18 protein-coding genes are annotated in these 16,399 nt (G+C 72.2%); 7 read left to right on the top strand and 11 right to left on the bottom strand.

Translation table 11 applies throughout. The features are described 5' to 3' along the window. Positions 1-143 precede the first annotated feature (143 nt). Both N5D62_RS19430 and N5D62_RS19425 read left to right on the top strand, forming a co-directional pair. Positions 144-1,211 (top strand): DUF692 domain-containing protein, encoded by a 1,068-nt coding sequence (locus N5D62_RS19430; RefSeq protein ID WP_279759530.1) that lies wholly within the window; start codon positions 144-146, stop codon positions 1,209-1,211. Beyond that, positions 1,198-2,037: a hypothetical protein gene (locus N5D62_RS19425; protein ID WP_279759529.1), complete on the top strand. Its 840-nt coding sequence runs from the start codon at positions 1,198-1,200 to the stop codon at positions 2,035-2,037. Before N5D62_RS19430 ends, N5D62_RS19425 begins: the two co-directional genes overlap by 14 nt. A 149-nt stretch (positions 2,038-2,186) precedes the next feature. Here the strand turns inward: N5D62_RS19425 and tolA are convergent, their stop codons facing one another. The 5 genes from tolA to N5D62_RS19400 all read right to left on the bottom strand — a co-directional run bounded on the left by tolA (position 2,187) and on the right by N5D62_RS19400 (position 6,157). Beyond that, a complete protein-coding gene (tolA, locus tag N5D62_RS19420; protein ID WP_279759528.1) occupies positions 2,187-3,116 on the bottom strand; it encodes a cell envelope integrity protein TolA in 930 nt (309 codons plus the stop codon). Between the two features lie 21 nt (positions 3,117-3,137). Continuing rightward, positions 3,138-3,578, bottom strand: a complete 441-nt coding sequence (tolR, locus tag N5D62_RS19415) for a protein TolR (protein ID WP_279759527.1) — start codon at positions 3,576-3,578, stop codon at positions 3,138-3,140. Between the two features lie 25 nt (positions 3,579-3,603). After that, positions 3,604-4,296, bottom strand: coding sequence for a protein TolQ (gene tolQ, locus N5D62_RS19410; RefSeq protein ID WP_279759526.1), 693 nt, complete (start codon positions 4,294-4,296; stop codon positions 3,604-3,606). A 143-nt stretch (positions 4,297-4,439) separates the two neighbouring features. Next, on the bottom strand, positions 4,440-4,958 hold the full coding sequence (gene ybgC, locus N5D62_RS19405) for a tol-pal system-associated acyl-CoA thioesterase (RefSeq protein ID WP_279759525.1): 519 nt from the start codon (positions 4,956-4,958) through the stop codon (positions 4,440-4,442). Then, positions 4,955-6,157, bottom strand: a complete 1,203-nt coding sequence (locus N5D62_RS19400; protein WP_279759524.1) for a pyridoxal phosphate-dependent aminotransferase — start codon at positions 6,155-6,157, stop codon at positions 4,955-4,957. The genes ybgC and N5D62_RS19400 overlap by 4 nt, the downstream gene beginning before the upstream one ends. A gap of 130 nt (positions 6,158-6,287) precedes the next feature. On the opposite strand from N5D62_RS19400, the gene N5D62_RS19395 reads away from it, so the two are divergent. Beyond that, positions 6,288-6,911: a LysE family translocator gene (locus tag N5D62_RS19395; RefSeq protein ID WP_279759523.1), complete on the top strand. Its 624-nt coding sequence runs from the start codon at positions 6,288-6,290 to the stop codon at positions 6,909-6,911. An 82-nt stretch (positions 6,912-6,993) separates the two neighbouring features. Continuing rightward, complete coding sequence (locus tag N5D62_RS19390; protein WP_347881827.1) at positions 6,994-8,322, top strand: YihY/virulence factor BrkB family protein; 1,329 nt, start codon at positions 6,994-6,996, stop codon at positions 8,320-8,322. A gap of 10 nt (positions 8,323-8,332) precedes the next feature. Here the strand turns inward: N5D62_RS19390 and N5D62_RS19385 are convergent, their stop codons facing one another. Then, entirely contained in the window at positions 8,333-8,680 is a 348-nt protein-coding gene (locus N5D62_RS19385) for a nuclear transport factor 2 family protein (protein WP_279759522.1), read from the bottom strand. 377 nt (positions 8,681-9,057) lie between these two features. Here N5D62_RS19385 and N5D62_RS19380 point away from each other — a divergent pair, with 377 nt between their 5' ends. Beyond that, positions 9,058-10,065, top strand: coding sequence for an AraC family transcriptional regulator (locus tag N5D62_RS19380; RefSeq protein WP_279759521.1), 1,008 nt, complete (start codon positions 9,058-9,060; stop codon positions 10,063-10,065). On the opposite strand, the gene N5D62_RS19375 is transcribed toward N5D62_RS19380, so the two are convergent. Then, a complete protein-coding gene (locus tag N5D62_RS19375; protein WP_279759520.1) occupies positions 10,066-10,941 on the bottom strand; it encodes a LysR family transcriptional regulator in 876 nt (291 codons plus the stop codon). A gap of 106 nt (positions 10,942-11,047) precedes the next feature. On the opposite strand from N5D62_RS19375, the gene N5D62_RS19370 reads away from it, so the two are divergent. Further along, positions 11,048-11,980 carry an NADP-dependent oxidoreductase gene (locus tag N5D62_RS19370; protein ID WP_279759519.1) on the top strand — a complete coding sequence of 311 codons (933 nt, stop codon included), beginning with the start codon at positions 11,048-11,050 and terminating at the stop codon, positions 11,978-11,980. A 147-nt stretch (positions 11,981-12,127) separates the two neighbouring features. Then, positions 12,128-12,997, top strand: coding sequence for an NmrA/HSCARG family protein (locus N5D62_RS19365; RefSeq protein WP_279759518.1), 870 nt, complete (start codon positions 12,128-12,130; stop codon positions 12,995-12,997). Here the strand turns inward: N5D62_RS19365 and N5D62_RS19360 are convergent. Genes N5D62_RS19360 through N5D62_RS19345 form a run of 4 tightly spaced genes read right to left on the bottom strand, consistent with a single transcriptional unit; the run spans position 12,958 to position 16,303 of the window. After that, on the bottom strand, positions 12,958-13,134 hold the full coding sequence (locus tag N5D62_RS19360; RefSeq protein ID WP_279759517.1) for a hypothetical protein: 177 nt from the start codon (positions 13,132-13,134) through the stop codon (positions 12,958-12,960). The two genes, N5D62_RS19365 and N5D62_RS19360, sit on opposite strands and share 40 nt — an antisense overlap. Continuing rightward, complete coding sequence (locus N5D62_RS19355; RefSeq protein ID WP_279759516.1) at positions 13,131-14,150, bottom strand: homoserine dehydrogenase; 1,020 nt, start codon at positions 14,148-14,150, stop codon at positions 13,131-13,133. The genes N5D62_RS19360 and N5D62_RS19355 overlap by 4 nt, the downstream gene beginning before the upstream one ends. A gap of 45 nt (positions 14,151-14,195) precedes the next feature. After that, the gene (locus N5D62_RS19350; RefSeq protein ID WP_279759515.1) at positions 14,196-15,605 is read right to left on the bottom strand and encodes an ATP-binding protein; all 1,410 of its coding nucleotides are present in this window, start codon (positions 15,603-15,605) and stop codon (positions 14,196-14,198) included. After that, positions 15,602-16,303, bottom strand: a complete 702-nt coding sequence (locus N5D62_RS19345) for a response regulator (protein ID WP_279759514.1) — start codon at positions 16,301-16,303, stop codon at positions 15,602-15,604. The genes N5D62_RS19350 and N5D62_RS19345 overlap by 4 nt, the downstream gene beginning before the upstream one ends. Positions 16,304-16,399 lie beyond the last annotated feature (96 nt).

Genomic DNA, 16,399 nt, shown 5'->3' with positions numbered 1-16,399 from the left:
AACCGGGTGGGCCGTCCACAGCGCAAGACGGGAGAGTGACCCAACTGAGGGGCCTGCGCTCGGCGGGCACGGTCGAATGGACCGGTCGCCGGGCGCGTCCTTTTCCCTCTTCGCGGGCGTTGCCTCGCACATCGGAGTCGCTCATGACCACTCGTCACCTCGTCCTGGCCGCATTGACGGCCGCGTTGGCGGAATGCCGCCGGGAGGACGGCGTCCCGCCGCCTCGGCCGGGCCGCCTCGGCGCGGCGCTGTGGCCGGTGGCGGTGGGCCTGGGCTGGCGCCAACGCGACGACCACGAGGCGATCGCGGCCGCCACCCCGGGCATCGACTTCCTCGAGCTGCGCATCGAGGACTTCCTCGCCCCCAGCGGCGCGATCCGGCAGCGCCTGCTGGACGTGGCCGGCCGCCTGCCGGTGAGCCTGCAGGGCGTGAGCCTCGGACTGGGTTCGGCGGCCGGCATCGACTGGCAGCACCTGAAGGCGGTCCGGGCCCTGGTCGAGGCGGTCAAGCCCGGCCTGGTCTCCGAACCCGCCTGCTTCAACCGCGTCGAACGGCATCACGCGCCGATGCACGCCCATGCGCTGCTGCCGATCCCGTTCAGCGAGCGCGGCCTGTCGCTGCTGGCGGCGCAGGTCGACACGGTCCAGCAGACGCTGGGCCGGCAGATCCTGCTCGAGAACCTCGCCACCTGCGTCGCCTGGGACGAGGACGCGATGCGCGAAGCCGAGTTCTTCAATGCGCTCGTCGCGCGCACGGGCTGCGGCCTGCTGCTGGACCTCACCAACCTGCAGGTGAACGCCCTCAATCGGGGACGGGACGAGGAGGGCGCCGTGCGCGACTGCCTCGCCTGGCTCGACGAGATCGACTCGGCGGCGGTCGGGCAATACCACGTCGCCGGGCGGATCACGATCGATGGCCGGGCGGTCGCGGCGCCGGGCCGGACGGTCGACGAATCGACCTGGGCGATCTATCGCCATGCGCTGGGCCGCATCGGCGCGCGGCCGACCCTGATCGAGCGCGACGGCACGCCGCCGCCGATGACGGCGCTGCTGGCGGACATCGCGCGGGCCCGCCGGGAGCAGGACGGCTTCGCCCGCGAGGCGATCGCCCCGCCGCCACCGAGGCCCAATTCCCGCTCCGCCCCACCGGGCCGGGTCCTGCGCCACACCGTGCGCGCCGCGCTGAAGGAGGCCCGCCATGTCGCGCAATGAATTCGACGAGATGAGCGAGCGCTACGAGCTGCTGGCGCAGCAGTCGCGGCTGGTCGACGCGGTGCTCGCGCCGGAGGCGTCCGACCCGACGGCGCTGGCGCCGTCGGGCCTGCGCGCGCTGCCGGGCCTGCCTGGCGGGTTGCCGCAGGCGCTGTCGGCGTATCGGGCCGACGCTCGCGCGCAGTCGGAACAGGCGCTGGCGGCGGTTTATCCGCGGCTGCGCGGGCGCATGGAGGCGCGGGTCGCCGGCAGCTTCGCGGCACTGGCCTGGGCGTGCTGGTGCGAACGGGGACCGGCGCAGGGCGATCTCGGTGCCTGGGGCGAGGTCCTGGCCGAGCGCCTGGCCGCCGACGCGACCGGCACCCTGCCGGACGCCTGGACCGCGCTGGCGCGGATCGAGTGGGACCTGCACCGCGTCCAGCGGATCGCCGACCCGGTGCAGGACCTCGGTTCCCTGGCGCTGCTGGGCCGGCTGCCGGCCGGCGCGGTGCGGGTGGTGCTCGCGGACCACGTCGCGCTGCATCGCTGCGATGCGCCGGCATTGGCCGAGCTGCTCGAGCTGCCGGACGAGCGCTTCGGCGCCGGCCCGGCCGCGGGGCTGATCGTCTGGCGCGACGGCTGGCATGCGCGGCTGGCCGCCGTCGACGAGGCGGTGCTGCGCTGGTGCGAGATGCTGCGCGCCGGCGCGGACCTGGAGCACGCGTTGCGGGACGCGAGCCTGGCGTTCGACTTCAGCGCGTGGCTGCCGGCGGCCGTGGCGCGCGGCTGGCTGACGCGCATCGATCCCGTGGAGATGGCGGTGTCCGGCTGGGACACGCGCCGATGAACGACGGCATCGGGCGCCCATGAGCCGGCGCCGATGAAGAAAAGGCCTCGGATCGCGCCGAGGCCTTTTTCATTGGTGACGAGGTCATCGCCGACCTGTCATGGCCGTCGCACGCGAGGCCGCCGTCGGGCGGCCCGCGGGCGCGGGCGTCATTCCCGCGGACGGAAGGTGATGATCATCACCGAGGGCACCCGGCCGTCGGTGTCGGGCGGGAACTTCTCGGTCTTGTCCAGCGCGCGCAGCACCGCGTTGTCGAAGTCGGGAAGGCCGCTGGAGCGGACGACCTTGCGGGCGATGATGGTGCCGTCCGGACCGGCGCGGACCTCGACCTCGGCTTCCGGATTCGCGGCGCCGCCCGGATCGCTGTAGATGATGTTCGGCCGCACCCGGGCCTTGATCCGGCCCGCGTAGTTGGCCGACGGCCCGGAGCTCTTGAGCGCCGTGCCCGTCGAGGTCGGACCGCCGCTGGCGCCGGCCATGCCCTGGATGCGCCGCAGGTTCTCCTGGCGCTGCGCCTCGGCGCGGGCCTCGGCGTCCTTGCGGGCCTTGTCGGCCTTGGCCTTGTCCAGCTTGTCCTTGGCCTCGTCCTTCTTCGCCTGTTCTTCCTTGGCCTTGCGGTCGCGTTCCTTCTGCTCCGCTTCCTCCTTCTTGCGCAGCTGCTCCTGCTTGCGCTTGTCGTCGGCCTCGCGCTGCTCCTGCTCCTCCTTGAGCTTGCGCTCCTTGGCCTTGGCGATCGCGATGTCGGCATCGCGCTGCGCCTGGACCTCCTGGGGCGTGGGCTGCTGGGGCCGGGGCGGCTCGGGTTGGGGCTTCGGGGGCTCGGGCTGCGGGGTGGTCGGCAGTTGTTCCTTCGGGGCGGCGGCCTGCGGCACGGCGGACCAGAGTTCCGCCTCCAGCGCCGGCACCGGCGTCGAGCGCCAGCTCACGCCGAAGCTCAGCGCCACCACCAGCAGCACGTGCGCGGCCACGGCCAGGCTGAAGCCGCGGCCCAGGCCGGGCGCGGGCGGCGGCCGCAGCGGGTCGCGGTCCGGGTGGAAGCGGGAGGCCATGCCCATCGCGTTGCTCACGGCGTTGCTCATCGCGTGATGTCGCTCCGGCGCTCAGCGATCGGCCGGGGCGCCGTTCTTCACGGACAGCCCGACGCGCTGGATGCCCGCGCGCTGCAGCGCGTCCATCGTCTTGACCACCGCCTCGTACTTGACGTTGCGGTCGGCGGAGATGACGACCGGCGTGGCCGCGTCGCCCTTCTGCGCGTCCTTGACGCGCGCGGCCAGCGCCTTGAGCGGCACCGGGGAGGGATCCTGCTCGCCGTCGAGCTTGATCTTGAGCTGCTCGTCGGTGCCCACGATCACCTGGATCACGTGCTGGGGCTGGGTCTTGGCGGTGCCGACGCTGGGCAGGTCGACCACGCCGGTGGTGATCAGCGGCGCGCTGACCATGAAGATGATCAGCAGCACCAGCATCACGTCGATGAACGGGACCATGTTGATCTCGTTCATCGTGCGGCGGCGGCTGCCGCCTCGGGAGGACATCGCGGGCATGTCGGTCTTTCGAGGTCGCGCGCGCTCAGCGCTGGGCGGCGGGCGCGGGCTGGCCGGCGTTGCGCTGCAGGATGTTGGAGAACTCCTCGATGAAGGTCTCCAGCGTGATCGCGTTGCGGTCGATCTGGCGCGCGAAGCGGTTGTAGGCCAGCACGGCGGGGATCGCGGCGAACAGGCCGATCGCGGTGGCGACCAGCGCCTCGGCGATGCCGGGGGCGACGGTGGCCAGGGTCACCTGCGTCAGGTTGGACAGGCCGACGAAGGCGTGCATGATCCCCCAGATCGTGCCGAACAGGCCGACGTAGGGCGACACCGAGCCCACCGACGCGAGGAAGGACAGGTGCGATTCCATCGCGTCGAGCTCGCGCTGGAAGCTGGCGCGCATCGCGCGGCGGGCGCCGTCCAGCAGCGCGCCGGAATCGACGACGCGCTTCTCGCGCAGCTTCAGGAACTCGCGCATGCCCGAGGCGAAGATGCGCTCCAGCGGGGCGCCGTCCTGGCGGTTGGCGACGCTGTTGTAGAGGTCGTTCAGGTTCTTGCCGGACCAGAACTCCTGCTCGAAGCCCTCGTTGCGGGCCTTCACGCGGCCCAGCGCGATGAACTTGCTGAAGATCACGCTCCAGCTCGCCAGCGACACCAGCAGCAGCGCGGCGATGACCAGCTGCACCGTGAGGCTGGCGTGGGCAATCAGGGAAACGATGGAGAGGTCTTGGTTCATGGGGTCGACGGTCGGTGATCGCGGCACGGCCGGTGGAGGGGGCCCGGCCGGGAAGTGCGGCCGAACGGGGAGCGAAGCTGGAATTGTGACAAGACTGGCGGCTGGGACGGCAAACGGCGGGCCAGGGACTGCAAAGAAGCGTGTCAGCCGTGCGAGGGCGTGACCGCGCCGGCGTCCGCGGGCCCGCCCTGCAGCGCGGCCAGGATGCGGGCCGGGATGCGCGCGGGCTTGAGGCTGAGCGCGTCGACGCAGCCGATGCGGATGCGCCCCTGGGTCAGCAGTTGATCGCCGCGAAAGACCTGCTGGTCGAAGGTCAGGCTGGCGCGGCCGATCTCGGACGGCTCGACGCTGACGCGCAGCCAGTCGTCCAGCCGCGCGGGCGCCAGGTAGCGCAGCGCGGTGTCGCTGACGACGAACATCAGGCCCTCGTCGCGGCGCATCGCCTCCTGTTCGAAGCCGATGCCGCGCAGCCACTCGGTGCGGGCGCGTTCCATGAACTTCAGGTAGTTGGCGTAGAAGACGACGCCGCCGGCGTCGGTGTCTTCCCAGTAGACGCGCAGCTCGTGCTGGAAGGCGGGCAGGGCGGCGGGACCGCCGGCGACGGCGAGCGGGCCGCCGAGCAGGGCCGGCACGGCGGCGGAGGACGAGGCGGACGCGGTCATGCGGCGCGGGCTTTCAGGTGGTCGAGGCGGACGCGGATGCGGGCGAGGGCGTCGCGCAGCTCGTCCATGCTGTTGGCGAAGGACAGGCGCAGGAAGCGTTCGCCGTAGGCGGGGCCGAAATCACGGCCCGGGGTCAGCGCGACCTGCGCGTGCTGCATCAGGTCCATGCACAGGTCCCAGCTACCCAGTCCGGTGCCGGAGGCATCGGCCCAGGCGTAGAAGGCGCCGTCGGGCATCACCGGCACGGGCAGGCCCATGGCCTCGAGCGCGGGCACCACCAGGTCGCGGCGGCGGCGCAGCTCCTCGCGGCGGCGTTCGTACTCGGTCAGCGACTCGGGCTCGAAGCAGGCCAGCGCGGCCTGCTGCGCGATCGTGGACGGGCAGATGTAGAGGTTCTGGGCGAGCTTCTCGACCGCGCCGACCATGGCGGGCGGCAGCACCAGCCAGCCCAGGCGCCAGCCGGTCATGCCGAAGTACTTGGAGAAGCTGTTGATCGAGACCACGTCGTCGCCGAGCGCCAGCGCGCTGCGCGCGTAGCGGTCGTCGTAGCTCAGCGGCTGGTAGATCTCGTCGACGATGGTGAGGCCGCCGCGCTCGCGCACGAAGCCGTGCAGCCGGGCGAGCTCGTCGGGCGCGATCGAGGTGCCGGTCGGGTTGCTCGGCGAGGCCAGCAGCACGCCGCGGCTGCGCTCGGTCCAGTGGGCGCGCAGCGGCTCGAGGCTGAGCTGGAAGCGCTCGGCGGCGGTGGACGGGATCAGCACCGGCGTGGCGTCGACGGCGGCGACGAAGTGGCGGTTGCAGGGGTAGCTGGGATCGGGCATCAGCACCTCGTCGCCGGCCTGGAACAGGGCCAGGCAGGCGAGCTGCAGCGCGGCGGAGGCGCCGGCGGTGATGACGATGCGATCCGGGTCGATGTCCAGGCGCTGGGTATTGCGGTACCAGTCGGCCACGCGCTGGCGCAGCGCGCGCAGGCCGTTGGCATGGGTGTAGGGGATGCGGCCGGCGGCGGTGAAGCGGGCGGCGGCGTCGCGGACGGCGGGACTGGCGCCGAAGTCGGGCTCGCCGATGTTCAGGTAGATCATGTGCCGGCCGCCCTGGGCCGGATCGCAGACGGCGGAGCGGGCGATCTCGTCGGCGCGCTTGGCGCATTCCATGACGTAGAACGGTTGGATGCGGTCGACGCGGTCGGACAGTCTCATGGCGGGCGGCCGGTCGGGCGGGGGCCCGCGGCGGTCATCGGGAGGTCGGGAGTGGCGCCCGCGGCGGCGACTTTCGCCAGGGTGGGCACGACCGGCGATCATAGGGCTCCGTTGCCGAGGATCGTCCGCCATGATCGAACCGACCACGCTGCTGGCTTTCACGCTGCTCAACATGAGCTTCGCGCTCATCCCGGGCCCGGACGTGGTGTGCATCCTGACCAACGCGGTCTCGCGCGGCACGCGCGCCGGGGCGTTGGTGTGCGCGGGGATCGCCTGCGCGGCGCTGGTGCACGTGGCGGCGGCCTCGCTGGGGCTGACGGCGTTCCTGGCGGCGGTGCCGACGGCGTTCCTGCTGGTCAAGGCGGTGGGCGCGCTGTACCTGGCGTGGCTGGGCTGGCAGATGCTGCGCCGTCCGGCCGCGCTGGACCTGGCGCCGACGCGCGGCCGCTGGTCCTCGCCGTTCGCGCAAGGGGCGGTGTCCAACCTGCTCAATCCGAAGATCGCCCTGTTCTTCCTGGCGGTCATGCCGCAGTTCATCGATCCGGCCCAGGGCCATCCCGGCCTGCAGGCGGCGATCCTGGGCCTGGTGTCGATCGTCTCGGGCACGGCGGTGAACCTGTGCACCGCCGGCCTCGGCGGACGCGCCCGGCGCTGGCTGACGAGCCGTCCCGCGCTGCTCCAGCGCTTCCAGCAGCTCGCCGGAGCGGCGTTGATCGGACTGGGGCTCAAGGTGGCGATGGAGCGGGCGCGGTGACCGGGGAGGAGGCGATGCCTGAGGAGGAGGTCGAGGCAAGCGGTTTGCCACGTGATCTCGGCACAACCTCGCCGACGACCCGATGGACGCCTTGCTCGACGCCCTCCAATGGCCCGCGATGGCCGTGACCTTGATCGCCGCCTGGCTGGTGGCATCCCCGGACGCCGGCCGGCGGACCTGGGGGTTCTGGGTCTTCGTCGCCAGCAACCTGCTCTGGACGGCGTGGGGCCTGCACACGCAGGCCTACGCGCTCATCGTGCTGCAGCTGGGGCTGTTCCTGCTCAACCTGCGGGGCGTCCGCAAGAACGACCGGGAAGAACGTCGGGAGACGGCGGCGGCTCGTGGTCCGGTGTCCCCCGCCGTCTCGTCCGGGATGCCCACGTCCACTCCGAAGCCCTTGCCGACCCGAGGCGCCGACGTCTCGGCAACTGACGGCGACGCTCGGTCGTCCTCGACGCCCACCGCGCCGGCAGCTCCCGCAGCGCCCGCGGCAACGGCACCGTCCGGGTCCCGGCGTTCGCCGCGCACCTGGTGGACGCTGATCAAGGACGCGGTGTCCGCCTGGATCGACGACTACGCGCCCAGCATGGGCGCGGCGCTGTCGTACTACACGGTGTTCTCGATGGGGCCGTTGCTGGTGATCGTGATCTCGCTGGCGGGGCTGGTCTTCGGCGAGGACGCCGTGCGCGGCGAGCTCTTCGGCCAGATCGACGGGCTGATGGGGCCCGAGGCGGCGCAGGGCATCCAGGAGGTGCTGCGCAACGTGAGCCGGCCCAGCACCGGCGTGATCGGCACGGTGATCGGCGTGGCGGTGCTGCTGATCGGCGCGACGACCGTCTTCGGCGAACTGCAGGACGCGTTGGACCGCATCTGGCGCGCCCCGGCGCGGGTGCGCGAGAGCGGCCTGTGGTCGCTGCTGCGGGCGCGGCTGCTGAGCTTCGGGATGATCGTCGGCGTGGCCTTCCTGCTGCTGGTGTCGCTGGTCACCGGCGCGGCGGTCTCGGCGCTGGGCAAGTGGTGGGGCGGTTGGTTCGGCGGCTGGGAATGGCTGCTGCAGGGCATCAACGCGGTGGTCGGCTTCGCCATGACGACCGTCGTCTTCGCGCTGGTCTACCAGGTCATGCCGCGGGTGAAGGTCGCCTGGTCCGACGTGTGGGTGGGCGCGGCGGTGACCGCGGCGCTGTTCACGATCGGGCGGGTGTTGATCGGGCTGTACATCGGCAAGACCGGCGTGGCCGGCGGCTTCGGCGCGGCCGGGTCGGTCGCGGTGATCTTCGTGTGGGTGTACTACTCGGCCCAGGTCTTCCTCGTCGGGGCGGAGTTCACCTGGCTCTACGCGCAGCGGCTGGGGTCGCGCCGGGGACGCGGCGATCCGGCTGTCCGGCCGACCCCGGCGGGAACGTCCCGCTGATCCGCGCCCCTCACTCCGGGATCACGAACGCCCTCAACTCGGCCATCTTGCCGTCCCGGAACCGCCAGACGTCGCAGTAGGCGTAGACCACGGCCTCATCGTCGTCGCCTGCCATGTCGATGGTGCCCAGCGCGATGACGAAGTCGCCGTCCGCCACCAGGTCGGACACGGTGAAGGAGGGCGGTTCCCGATAGGCCGTCTTCATCCATTGGCGCACGGTCTCCTTGCCGACCAGCGTGTCCTGGCCGACCGTCGTCCAGACGATGTCCTCGGCGCAGTGCGCCAGGAATCCCTCGTGATCGCCTCGCTCGATCGCCGCGTTCGCGGCTTTCAGGACGTCCTTGTTGCGCTCCGGCATGTCGTCTCCTTGATGGGGGAGGACGAGCAGGGCAATCGGCGCGCCAGCCGTCCGCGCCCGGAGCCTCGTCACGGCCACGCGCGCGCCCGAGCGCGAGACCGAGCTGACCCACCTCGATCGCGCGCTGGTGACCCGGCTGGACGTGCAGGACGCCGACTCGATCCGCCAGGCCGTCGAGGCCGGCCTGCCCCGCTTCGGCCGCATCGACGCGCTCGTCAACAGACCCGTCCGATCGGCTGCGCTTCGAGGCCGGATCGGACGCGGTGCAGATCCTGGCGCGTCGCCGCGAGATCGGGCACACCGCCTTCTTCGCGGAAATGCAGGCCCGGTTCGGCGGATGAGGGCGTCGGACGAAATTGCCGGATGATCGCGCTCCGATGACGCCCTGGACCTATGCCCTGGACACGACGTGGCGCACGCTGCTGAGCGATCTCGGCGTGTCATCCGCGAACGTGCTGCGCCGCGCCGGCCTGCCGGACGACCTGCTGCGGCAGCCGTCGGCGCGGCTGCCCGCGGCGGACTACTACCGCCTCTGGTCCGGCATCGAGGCCGAGATGGGCGACGCGCCACTGCCGCTGCGCCTGTGCGAGGCGGTGCGCAGCGAGTCGTTCTCCCCGGTGCTCTTCGCGGCGCTGTGCAGTCCCGATCTGTCGGTCGCCGCGCAACGGATCGCGCGCTTCAAGCCCTTGATCGGACCGATCCGGCTGCAGGTCGACGACACCGACGGCGGCGTGGGCCTGACCTTCGCCTGGCTGGACGAACCGCTGCGGCCGCCCCGCTCGATGGTGCTGATGGAGCTGCTGTTCTGCGTGGCGCTGGCCCGCATGGGCACGCGCGCGCCGGTGCGGCCCGTCGCGGTCACGACGACGGAGCCGCCGTCGCCGGCCGCGCCCTACGAGGACTTCCTCGGCGCGCGCATCCGCCGCGGGCCGGCGCATCGCGTCGCCTTCAGCGCGGAGGACGCGCACCGTCCCTTCCTCACCTCGAACGACGCGATGTGGCGCGCCTTCGAGCCTTCGCTGCGCGAGCGCCTGGCCGACCTGCAGGCGCGGGCGGGCACGGCGAGCCGCGTGCGCGCCGTCCTGCTGGAAGGACTGCCGAGCGGACTGCCGGGCATCGACGACGTCGCCCGGCGGCTCGCTGTCAGCAAGCGGACGCTGCAACGGCGCATCGAGGCCGAAGGCACGAGCTACCAGAAGATCCTCAACGACACGCGGCTGGACCTGGCGCGCCATTACCTCGAGAAGACCGCGCTGTCCCACGCGGAGATCTCGTTCCTGCTGGGATTCGACGAGACGAATTCGTTCTATCGCGCCTTCAAGGCGTGGACCGGGTTGACGCCGGACGCGGCGCGCCGCCAGGACGACGCCGGTCGCGGCGGGTGATCAGCCCGGCAGCATCAGCACCCCGTCCGGGTAGCGCGCGCAGAGGAAATCGACGAAGGCCTTGACCTTCGGGCTGGCCAGCCGCCGCGAGGTGTGCAGCACCCACAGCTCGACCTCCTTGCCCGGCACCGCGCCCCACTGGACGAGCTCGCCCCGCGTCAGCCGGTTCCAGACGATCGACTGCGGCAGCAAGGCCGCGCCCGCGCCGGCGATCGCCGCGTCGCGGACCATCTGCAGCGACGACAGCCGCAGCACCGGCACGGGATCGACGACCAGGCCGCCGTCGACGACCCAGTGGCTCCCGCCGGTCAGCGAGGTCACGACCGCCGGCACGCTCGCCGGGACCTCGCCCGGCGCGGGCATCGGGATCGAGGGCGCCGCCACCACGACCAGCCGGTCCTTGGCGAAGCGGCGTCCGACCAGCGTCGTGTCCATCCGCGGATTGGGACGGATCGCCACGTCGAAGCGCTCCTCGACCAGGTCGACGACCCGGTCCTCGGCGACGACCTCCACCAGCACCTCGGGATGCAGCGCGCGGAACTCCGCGCACAGGCGCCCCATCGCCAGCTGCGAGAACAGCAGCGGCGCGGCGACACGCAACTGCCCGCGCACCTGGCCGGTCTCCTCCAGCGCCGAGGCGAACGCGTCCGCCACCTCGCTCATCGGGCCTTCGGTGCGGTTGAGCAGCCGCTGGCCGGCCTCGGTGAGCTCCAGGCCCTTGGTGCCCCGCTCGATCAGGCGCACGCCCAGTTGCTCCTCCAGGTCCGCGACGCGGCGCGACAGCGTCGCCTTCGAGCGCCGGCTGGCGCGGCTCGCCCGGCCGAAGCCGCCATGCGTGGCCACCAGCGTGAAGTCGGCCAAGGCGTTCAGGTCCATCTGTTCCATCCGTGAGACGAGTTGTCTCGATTTTGGCGTCTGTGTTTATAGGATGCAACGACCTATCGTTCTCCCATCGCAACCTATCCGATCGAAGGAACCGACCATGACCACCATTCGTGCCTTGACCCTGAATGCCTACGGCGGCATCGCCGGAACCCAGGTCTCCGCCGTCGCGGCGCCCGCCGCCGGTCCCGGCCAGGTGCTCGTGAACGTGCGCGCCGCCGGCCTCAACGGACTGGACTGGAAGCTGCGCGAAGGCCTGGTCCGCGACGCGTTCCCGATCCCGCTGCCGACGGTGCTGGGCCTCGAGCTCGCCGGCGTGGTGGAAGCCGTCGGGGAGGGCGTCAGCCGTTTCCGGGTCGGCGACCGCGTGATGGGCGCGCTCGGCGGCCTGGGGGCCTATGCCGAGCTGGTCGCCGTCGACGAGGCCCGGCTCGCGCCGACGCCGGACGGCCTGGACGACCTGACCGCCGCCTCGCTGCCGGTCGCGTCGCTCGCCGCCTGGCAGAGCCTGCACCTGGCCGGGCCGGTCTGGCCGTCCCAACGCGTGCTGGTCCATGGCGCGGGCGGCGGGCTGGGCGCCTTCGCCGTGCAGTTCGCCAAGCGCGCCGGCGCCGTCGTCGTCGCGACCGCCTCCGAACGCGACGCCGACTGGCTCCGCGAGCTCGGCGCCGACCAGGTCATCGACTACCGCCATGAGCGTTTCGAGTCGATGGTCCGCGACATCGACCTGGCGCTCGACTACGTCGGCGGCGAGACGCAGGACCGGACCTGGCAGGTGCTGTCGCGCACCGGCGTCGTCGTCGGCACCTCGTCGCCCGAGATCCTGGCCAAGACACCGGCCGGCCTGCGCGGCCTGTGGTTCGTCATGAAGCCCGATGCCGGCCTGCTCGAGCGGATCGCCCGCCAGGTCGCCCAGGGCGAACTCCAGGCCCGCGTCGACGAGGTCGTCCGCTTCGCCGACCTGCCCGACGCGATCGAGCGCCATCGCCTCGGCGCCATTCACGGCAAGGCGGTCGTCGACCTCACCGCCTGAGCGCCGCCCGCCTGGCGCGATCCCATTCCCCCGTTCCCCACCCGTTCTCCACGTGCGCCCCGTGCGCCGTGGCCCGCGCGATCCCCGCGTTCATTCCACCCGTTCCCTCACTCGTTCCCCCCGTTCCCTCATCCCAAGGAGATTTCCATGAGCATCCTCGTCACTGGTGCCACCGGCACGATCGGTTCCCTCGTCGTTCAAGGCCTGGCGCGCCAAGGCGCCTCCGTCAAGGCGCTGGTGCGCCAGCCCGGCAAGGCGGTCCTGCCGGCCGGCGTCGCCGAAGTCGTCGGCGACCTGTCCGATCCCGCCTCGGTGCGCCGCGCGCTGGCGGGCGTGCGGACGCTGTTCCTGCTGAACGCCGTCACGCCCGACGAAGTCACGCAAGGCCTGCAGACGCTGGGCCTGGCCCGCGAGGCCGGCATCGAACGCGTCGTCTACCTGTCCGTCATCCACGCCGACCGCTTCACCGACGTGCCGCACTTCACCGGCAAGCACACGGTGGAACGGATGATCGAGAGCCTGGAGATTCCCGCGACCGTGCTGCGCCCGGCCTACTTCATGCAGAACGATCGCCAGGTCCAGGCCGTGATCCAGGGCTACGGCGTCTATCCGATGCCGATCGGCGCGGCGGGCGTGGCGATGGTCGACACCCGCGACCTCGCCGACGTGGCTGTCGCGGAGCTGCTGCGCCGCGACGGCGCGCCGGCACCGCTGCCGCGCGAGACGCTGGATGTCGTCGGCCCGCAGGCGATGACCGGCGAGTCCGCGGCCGCCACCTGGGGCCGCGCGCTCGGCCGCGAGATCGCCTACGGCGGCGACGACCTGCCGGCCTTCGAGGCGCAGATGGCCCAGGTCGGGCCGGGCTGGATGGCCTACGACATGCGCGTGATGATGGGCCGCATCCAGCGCCACGGCATGACGCCGGTCGACGGCACGGTGCAGCGCCTGGAGGCGATGCTCGGCCGGCCGCTGCGGCGCTACGAAGCGCTGGTCGAGGAGCTGGTCCGCGCCGCGTGAGCCTCGCGCCGGATCTCGTGGATCAGGCTGAGGGGCTCGCCGGGCTTGAAGCGGTTGGTCTCGGGGTCGCCATGCACGGCGATCGCGCCGTCGACGTCGGTCGATTCGGGCCGGCGCAGGCGGAAGGCGGCCGTCACGCCTCGGACCTCCGGTGCGCGGCCACGAGGATGTGTTCCAGGTCCTTCAGCGCCGCGGCCGCGGTGCCGTAGGGGCTGGAGCCGCCGCCGGTCAGCGTCAGCTCGCCCATCAGGTCGGTGACGACGTGGACGGCCTTCGCGCGTCCATGGGCGTGGAAGAACGGATGCTCGGGCCGGTAGAGCTCGATGCCGACCGAGGCCTCGTAGCGACCGTCCGGACGGTCGATCCGCCCGACCAGCCGCGGCCGCACGCCATCGGCCTTCCACCGGCGCACGTCCGCCAGCGTCACCTGCTCGATGCCCTGGCGCGGCATCGCCTGCACGTCGATCGCGGTGCCGAAGGCCGCGTTGCACAGGATCGCGATCTTGCAGGCCGTGTCCCAGCCGTGCGTGTCCAGCGTCGGGTCGGACTCCGCGATACCCAGCCGCTGCGCCTCGGCCAACGCGTCGGCGAAGTCGCATTCGCGATCCAGCATCTCGGACAGGATGATGTTGGTGGTGCCGGTCACGATCGCCGCCAGCGAGCGCACCTCGCAGCCCGCGAGGTTGTAGCGCACCAGGTCGATCGTCGGCATCGCCGAGCCGGCCGCGCCGCTGACCTTCAGCGCCAGGCCGCGCCGCGTGGCCTCGGCCTGCAGGCCTGGGAAGTCGAAGGCGAGCGCGCCCTTGGAGATCGCGATCACCTGCATCTGCCGCCGGAACGCCGCGCGGATGTAGCCCAGCGCCGCGCCGCCGGTGCGGAAGTCGGTCGGGCTGGCCTCGATCAGCAGGTCGGCCGGGACGCGCTCGATGAAGGCGTCGCCGGTCAGGCCGGGGACGTAGCCCGCCCGGTCGGCGAGTGCCGCGGCGCCGAGCCCGGCCTCGTCGATGAGCCCGGCGGAGGCGCCGCAGACACCGACGAGCCGGACGTCGAGCCCGAAGCGTTCCTGGTACCGGGCGGTCCGGGCCGAGAGCAGCTCGGCGACCTTGCGGCCGATGCCGCCGAAGCCGGTGATGGCGATGTTGAGACGAGGCATGGGGCGACGACCTGAGCGTGGGGCGAGCGCGGATTCTGCGCGAACTCAGGAACCGCCGTGCAGCGGCAGGTGCACCACGACGCGCAGGCCCGGGTTGGCGTCCGGCGTCGTCAGGTGGACCTGGCCGCGGTGGCGCTCCACCACCGACTTGACGATCGCCAGCCCGAGGCCGCTGCCGCTCTGCGTCTGGTCGGGGCTGCGGAAGAAGCGGTCGAACACCCGCGCGCGCAGCTCGGGGGCGATGCCGGGGCCCTGGTCGTCGATGGACAGCACCGCGCGGCCCGCCATGCGGGACAGCCGCACGACGACCTCGCCGCCCTGCGGGCTGTACTTGATCGCGTTGTCGACCAGGTTGTCGATCATCGAGACCAGGCTCTCGCGCTCGCCGAAGACCGGCTGAGGCCCCTGCGAGATCAGCTCGAGCGCCACGCCCCGCACGTCCGCCAGCGCCTCCATCAGCGCCAGCCGGTCCTGGATCAGCTCCTCGAGGTCCAGCATCGCGAACGCGTCCTGGCTTTTCTCGGCGTCGCTGCGCATCAGCCGCAGCAGCTGGCCGACCAGCCGCGTCGCGCGTTCGTTGCTGCGCAGCAGGCTGCCCATCAACGCGCGCTCGCGCGGATCGGTGGCCTCGTCCTTCATCGCCTCGACGTTGACCCGCATCGCCGCCAGCGGCGTGCGCAGCTCATGCGCCGCGTCGGCGATCAGGCTGCGCTCGCGTTCCGCGCTGTCGCGCACCCGCTGCAGCAGTGCGTTGATCGCCTGCGCCAGCGGCCGCAACTCCAGGTGGCGGGCCTGGAAGCGCAGCGGCGCGAGGTCGCTGGGGCCGCGCGCGGAGAGCTCGTCGCCGACCTCGCGCCACGGACGCAGCGCCATGCGCACCGACAGCCAGGCCGGCAGCACCAGGAAGGGCAGGCTCACCAGCAGCGGCAGCAGGTAGTAGCCGCGGTCGTAGACCGTCAGCACCATCTGGAACACCCCCGGCACCATCATCACGACGCGGATGCCGGAGCTCGGCGACACGCGGGTCCGGACCAGCCACTCCTTGCCGTCCGCGTCCGAGATCCGCTCGAGCACGTCCGGCTTGGTGTTGGTCAGCAGCGGCGTCTCCGGCGACGACCGGTAGACCAGGTCCGCCCCGCGCCAGACCAGGATGCGGGGCGACAGGTCGTTCTCGGGCTCGCCGCCGCTGCCCACGCCGCGCACCGCCATGTCCATCGCGACCAGGCTTTCATGCAGCCGCTCCGGCTGGTCGCCGAAGTTCTGGGTGACGGAGATGAAGGCGTCGGCGATCGGCTGCGCGTCGATCAGCTCGTTGCGGCTGCGGCCCTCGTACAGCACCAGCGCGAAGAGCAGCGTCCACAGCGCCACCAGCAGGCCCATCTGCGCCGTCACCAGGCGCCGCGCCAGCGAGGGGCTCGCCAGCAGCGGCCACAGACCTCGGAGCCAGGCGGTCATCGCGCGCCGTCGCCCAGGCCGTCGCCCGCGTCGTCGCGCGACTTCGGGTCGATGACGTACCCGATGCCGCGCACCGTGCGCACGTAGCCCTTGCCGATCTTGCGGCGCAGGTTGGAGATGTGGACGTCCAGCGCGTTGCTTTCGTTGGTCGGCCCGCCGGGCAGCACCTGCTGCTCCAGCGCCCGGCGCGTGACCACGCGGCCCATGCACTTGAGCAGCAGCGCCAGCAGGTCGAATTCGCAGCGCGACAGCTCGATGTCGCGCCCGTTGACGCTGACCGCGCGCGTGGCCTCGTGCAGCGCCAGGCCGCGCAACGTCAGCTGGCCCTCGTCGAAGCCGTAGCTGCGCCGCGCCAGTGCGCGCACCCGCGACAGCAGCTCGGCCAGCGCGAAGGGCTTGACCAGGTAGTCGTCGGCGCCGCCGTCCAGGCCGCGCAGCCGGTCCTGCAGCTCGTCGCGCGCGCTCAGGATCAGGATCGGCAGGTTCTGGCGGTGGCGGCGCAGCCGCCCCAGCAGCTCGAAGCCGTCACCGTCGGGCAGGCCCAGGTCGAGCAGCACCATGTCGAAGGTGTGCGCGTCCAGGCTGCCGGCGGCATCCGAGAGCCGCCGCACCCACACGACGTCCATGCCCTGCTGCAGCAGCGCGATGCGCACGCCGTTGCCCAGCTCCAGGTCGTCTTCCAGCAGCAGAACCTTCATAACCTCCCAGCCCGCCCTTTCGCCATCGGCCATCGCGCCCGCGTTCGCGCGCGAGGACGGAGTGTCCCAGCGCGCGGACCGGCAGGTTAACGAACT

The sequence above is a fragment of the Mitsuaria sp. GD03876 genome (assembly GCF_029840635.1).
Taxonomy (GTDB): domain Bacteria; phylum Pseudomonadota; class Gammaproteobacteria; order Burkholderiales; family Burkholderiaceae_C; genus Roseateles.
This window is presented reverse-complemented; position numbering and strand designations above follow the sequence as displayed.

Excerpts from the sequence above, each read along its gene's own strand:
- N5D62_RS19430 (WP_279759530.1), top strand. The coding sequence starts at position 144 with ATGACCACTCGTCACCTCGTCCTGGCCGCATTGACGGCCGCGTTGGCG.
- N5D62_RS19425 (WP_279759529.1), top strand. The coding sequence starts at position 1,198 with ATGTCGCGCAATGAATTCGACGAGATGAGCGAGCGCTACGAGCTGCTG.
- tolA (WP_279759528.1), bottom strand. The coding sequence starts at position 3,116 with ATGAGCAACGCCGTGAGCAACGCGATGGGCATGGCCTCCCGCTTCCAC.
- tolR (WP_279759527.1), bottom strand. The coding sequence starts at position 3,578 with ATGCCCGCGATGTCCTCCCGAGGCGGCAGCCGCCGCCGCACGATGAAC.
- tolQ (WP_279759526.1), bottom strand. The coding sequence starts at position 4,296 with ATGAACCAAGACCTCTCCATCGTTTCCCTGATTGCCCACGCCAGCCTC.
- ybgC (WP_279759525.1), bottom strand. The coding sequence starts at position 4,958 with ATGACCGCGTCCGCCTCGTCCTCCGCCGCCGTGCCGGCCCTGCTCGGC.
- N5D62_RS19400 (WP_279759524.1), bottom strand. The coding sequence starts at position 6,157 with ATGAGACTGTCCGACCGCGTCGACCGCATCCAACCGTTCTACGTCATG.
- N5D62_RS19395 (WP_279759523.1), top strand. The coding sequence starts at position 6,288 with ATGATCGAACCGACCACGCTGCTGGCTTTCACGCTGCTCAACATGAGC.
- N5D62_RS19390 (WP_347881827.1), top strand. The coding sequence starts at position 6,994 with ATGGACGCCTTGCTCGACGCCCTCCAATGGCCCGCGATGGCCGTGACC.
- N5D62_RS19385 (WP_279759522.1), bottom strand. The coding sequence starts at position 8,680 with ATGCCGGAGCGCAACAAGGACGTCCTGAAAGCCGCGAACGCGGCGATC.
- N5D62_RS19380 (WP_279759521.1), top strand. The coding sequence starts at position 9,058 with ATGACGCCCTGGACCTATGCCCTGGACACGACGTGGCGCACGCTGCTG.
- N5D62_RS19375 (WP_279759520.1), bottom strand. The coding sequence starts at position 10,941 with ATGGACCTGAACGCCTTGGCCGACTTCACGCTGGTGGCCACGCATGGC.
- N5D62_RS19370 (WP_279759519.1), top strand. The coding sequence starts at position 11,048 with ATGACCACCATTCGTGCCTTGACCCTGAATGCCTACGGCGGCATCGCC.
- N5D62_RS19365 (WP_279759518.1), top strand. The coding sequence starts at position 12,128 with ATGAGCATCCTCGTCACTGGTGCCACCGGCACGATCGGTTCCCTCGTC.
- N5D62_RS19355 (WP_279759516.1), bottom strand. The coding sequence starts at position 14,150 with ATGCCTCGTCTCAACATCGCCATCACCGGCTTCGGCGGCATCGGCCGC.
- N5D62_RS19350 (WP_279759515.1), bottom strand. The coding sequence starts at position 15,605 with ATGACCGCCTGGCTCCGAGGTCTGTGGCCGCTGCTGGCGAGCCCCTCG.
- N5D62_RS19345 (WP_279759514.1), bottom strand. The coding sequence starts at position 16,303 with ATGAAGGTTCTGCTGCTGGAAGACGACCTGGAGCTGGGCAACGGCGTG.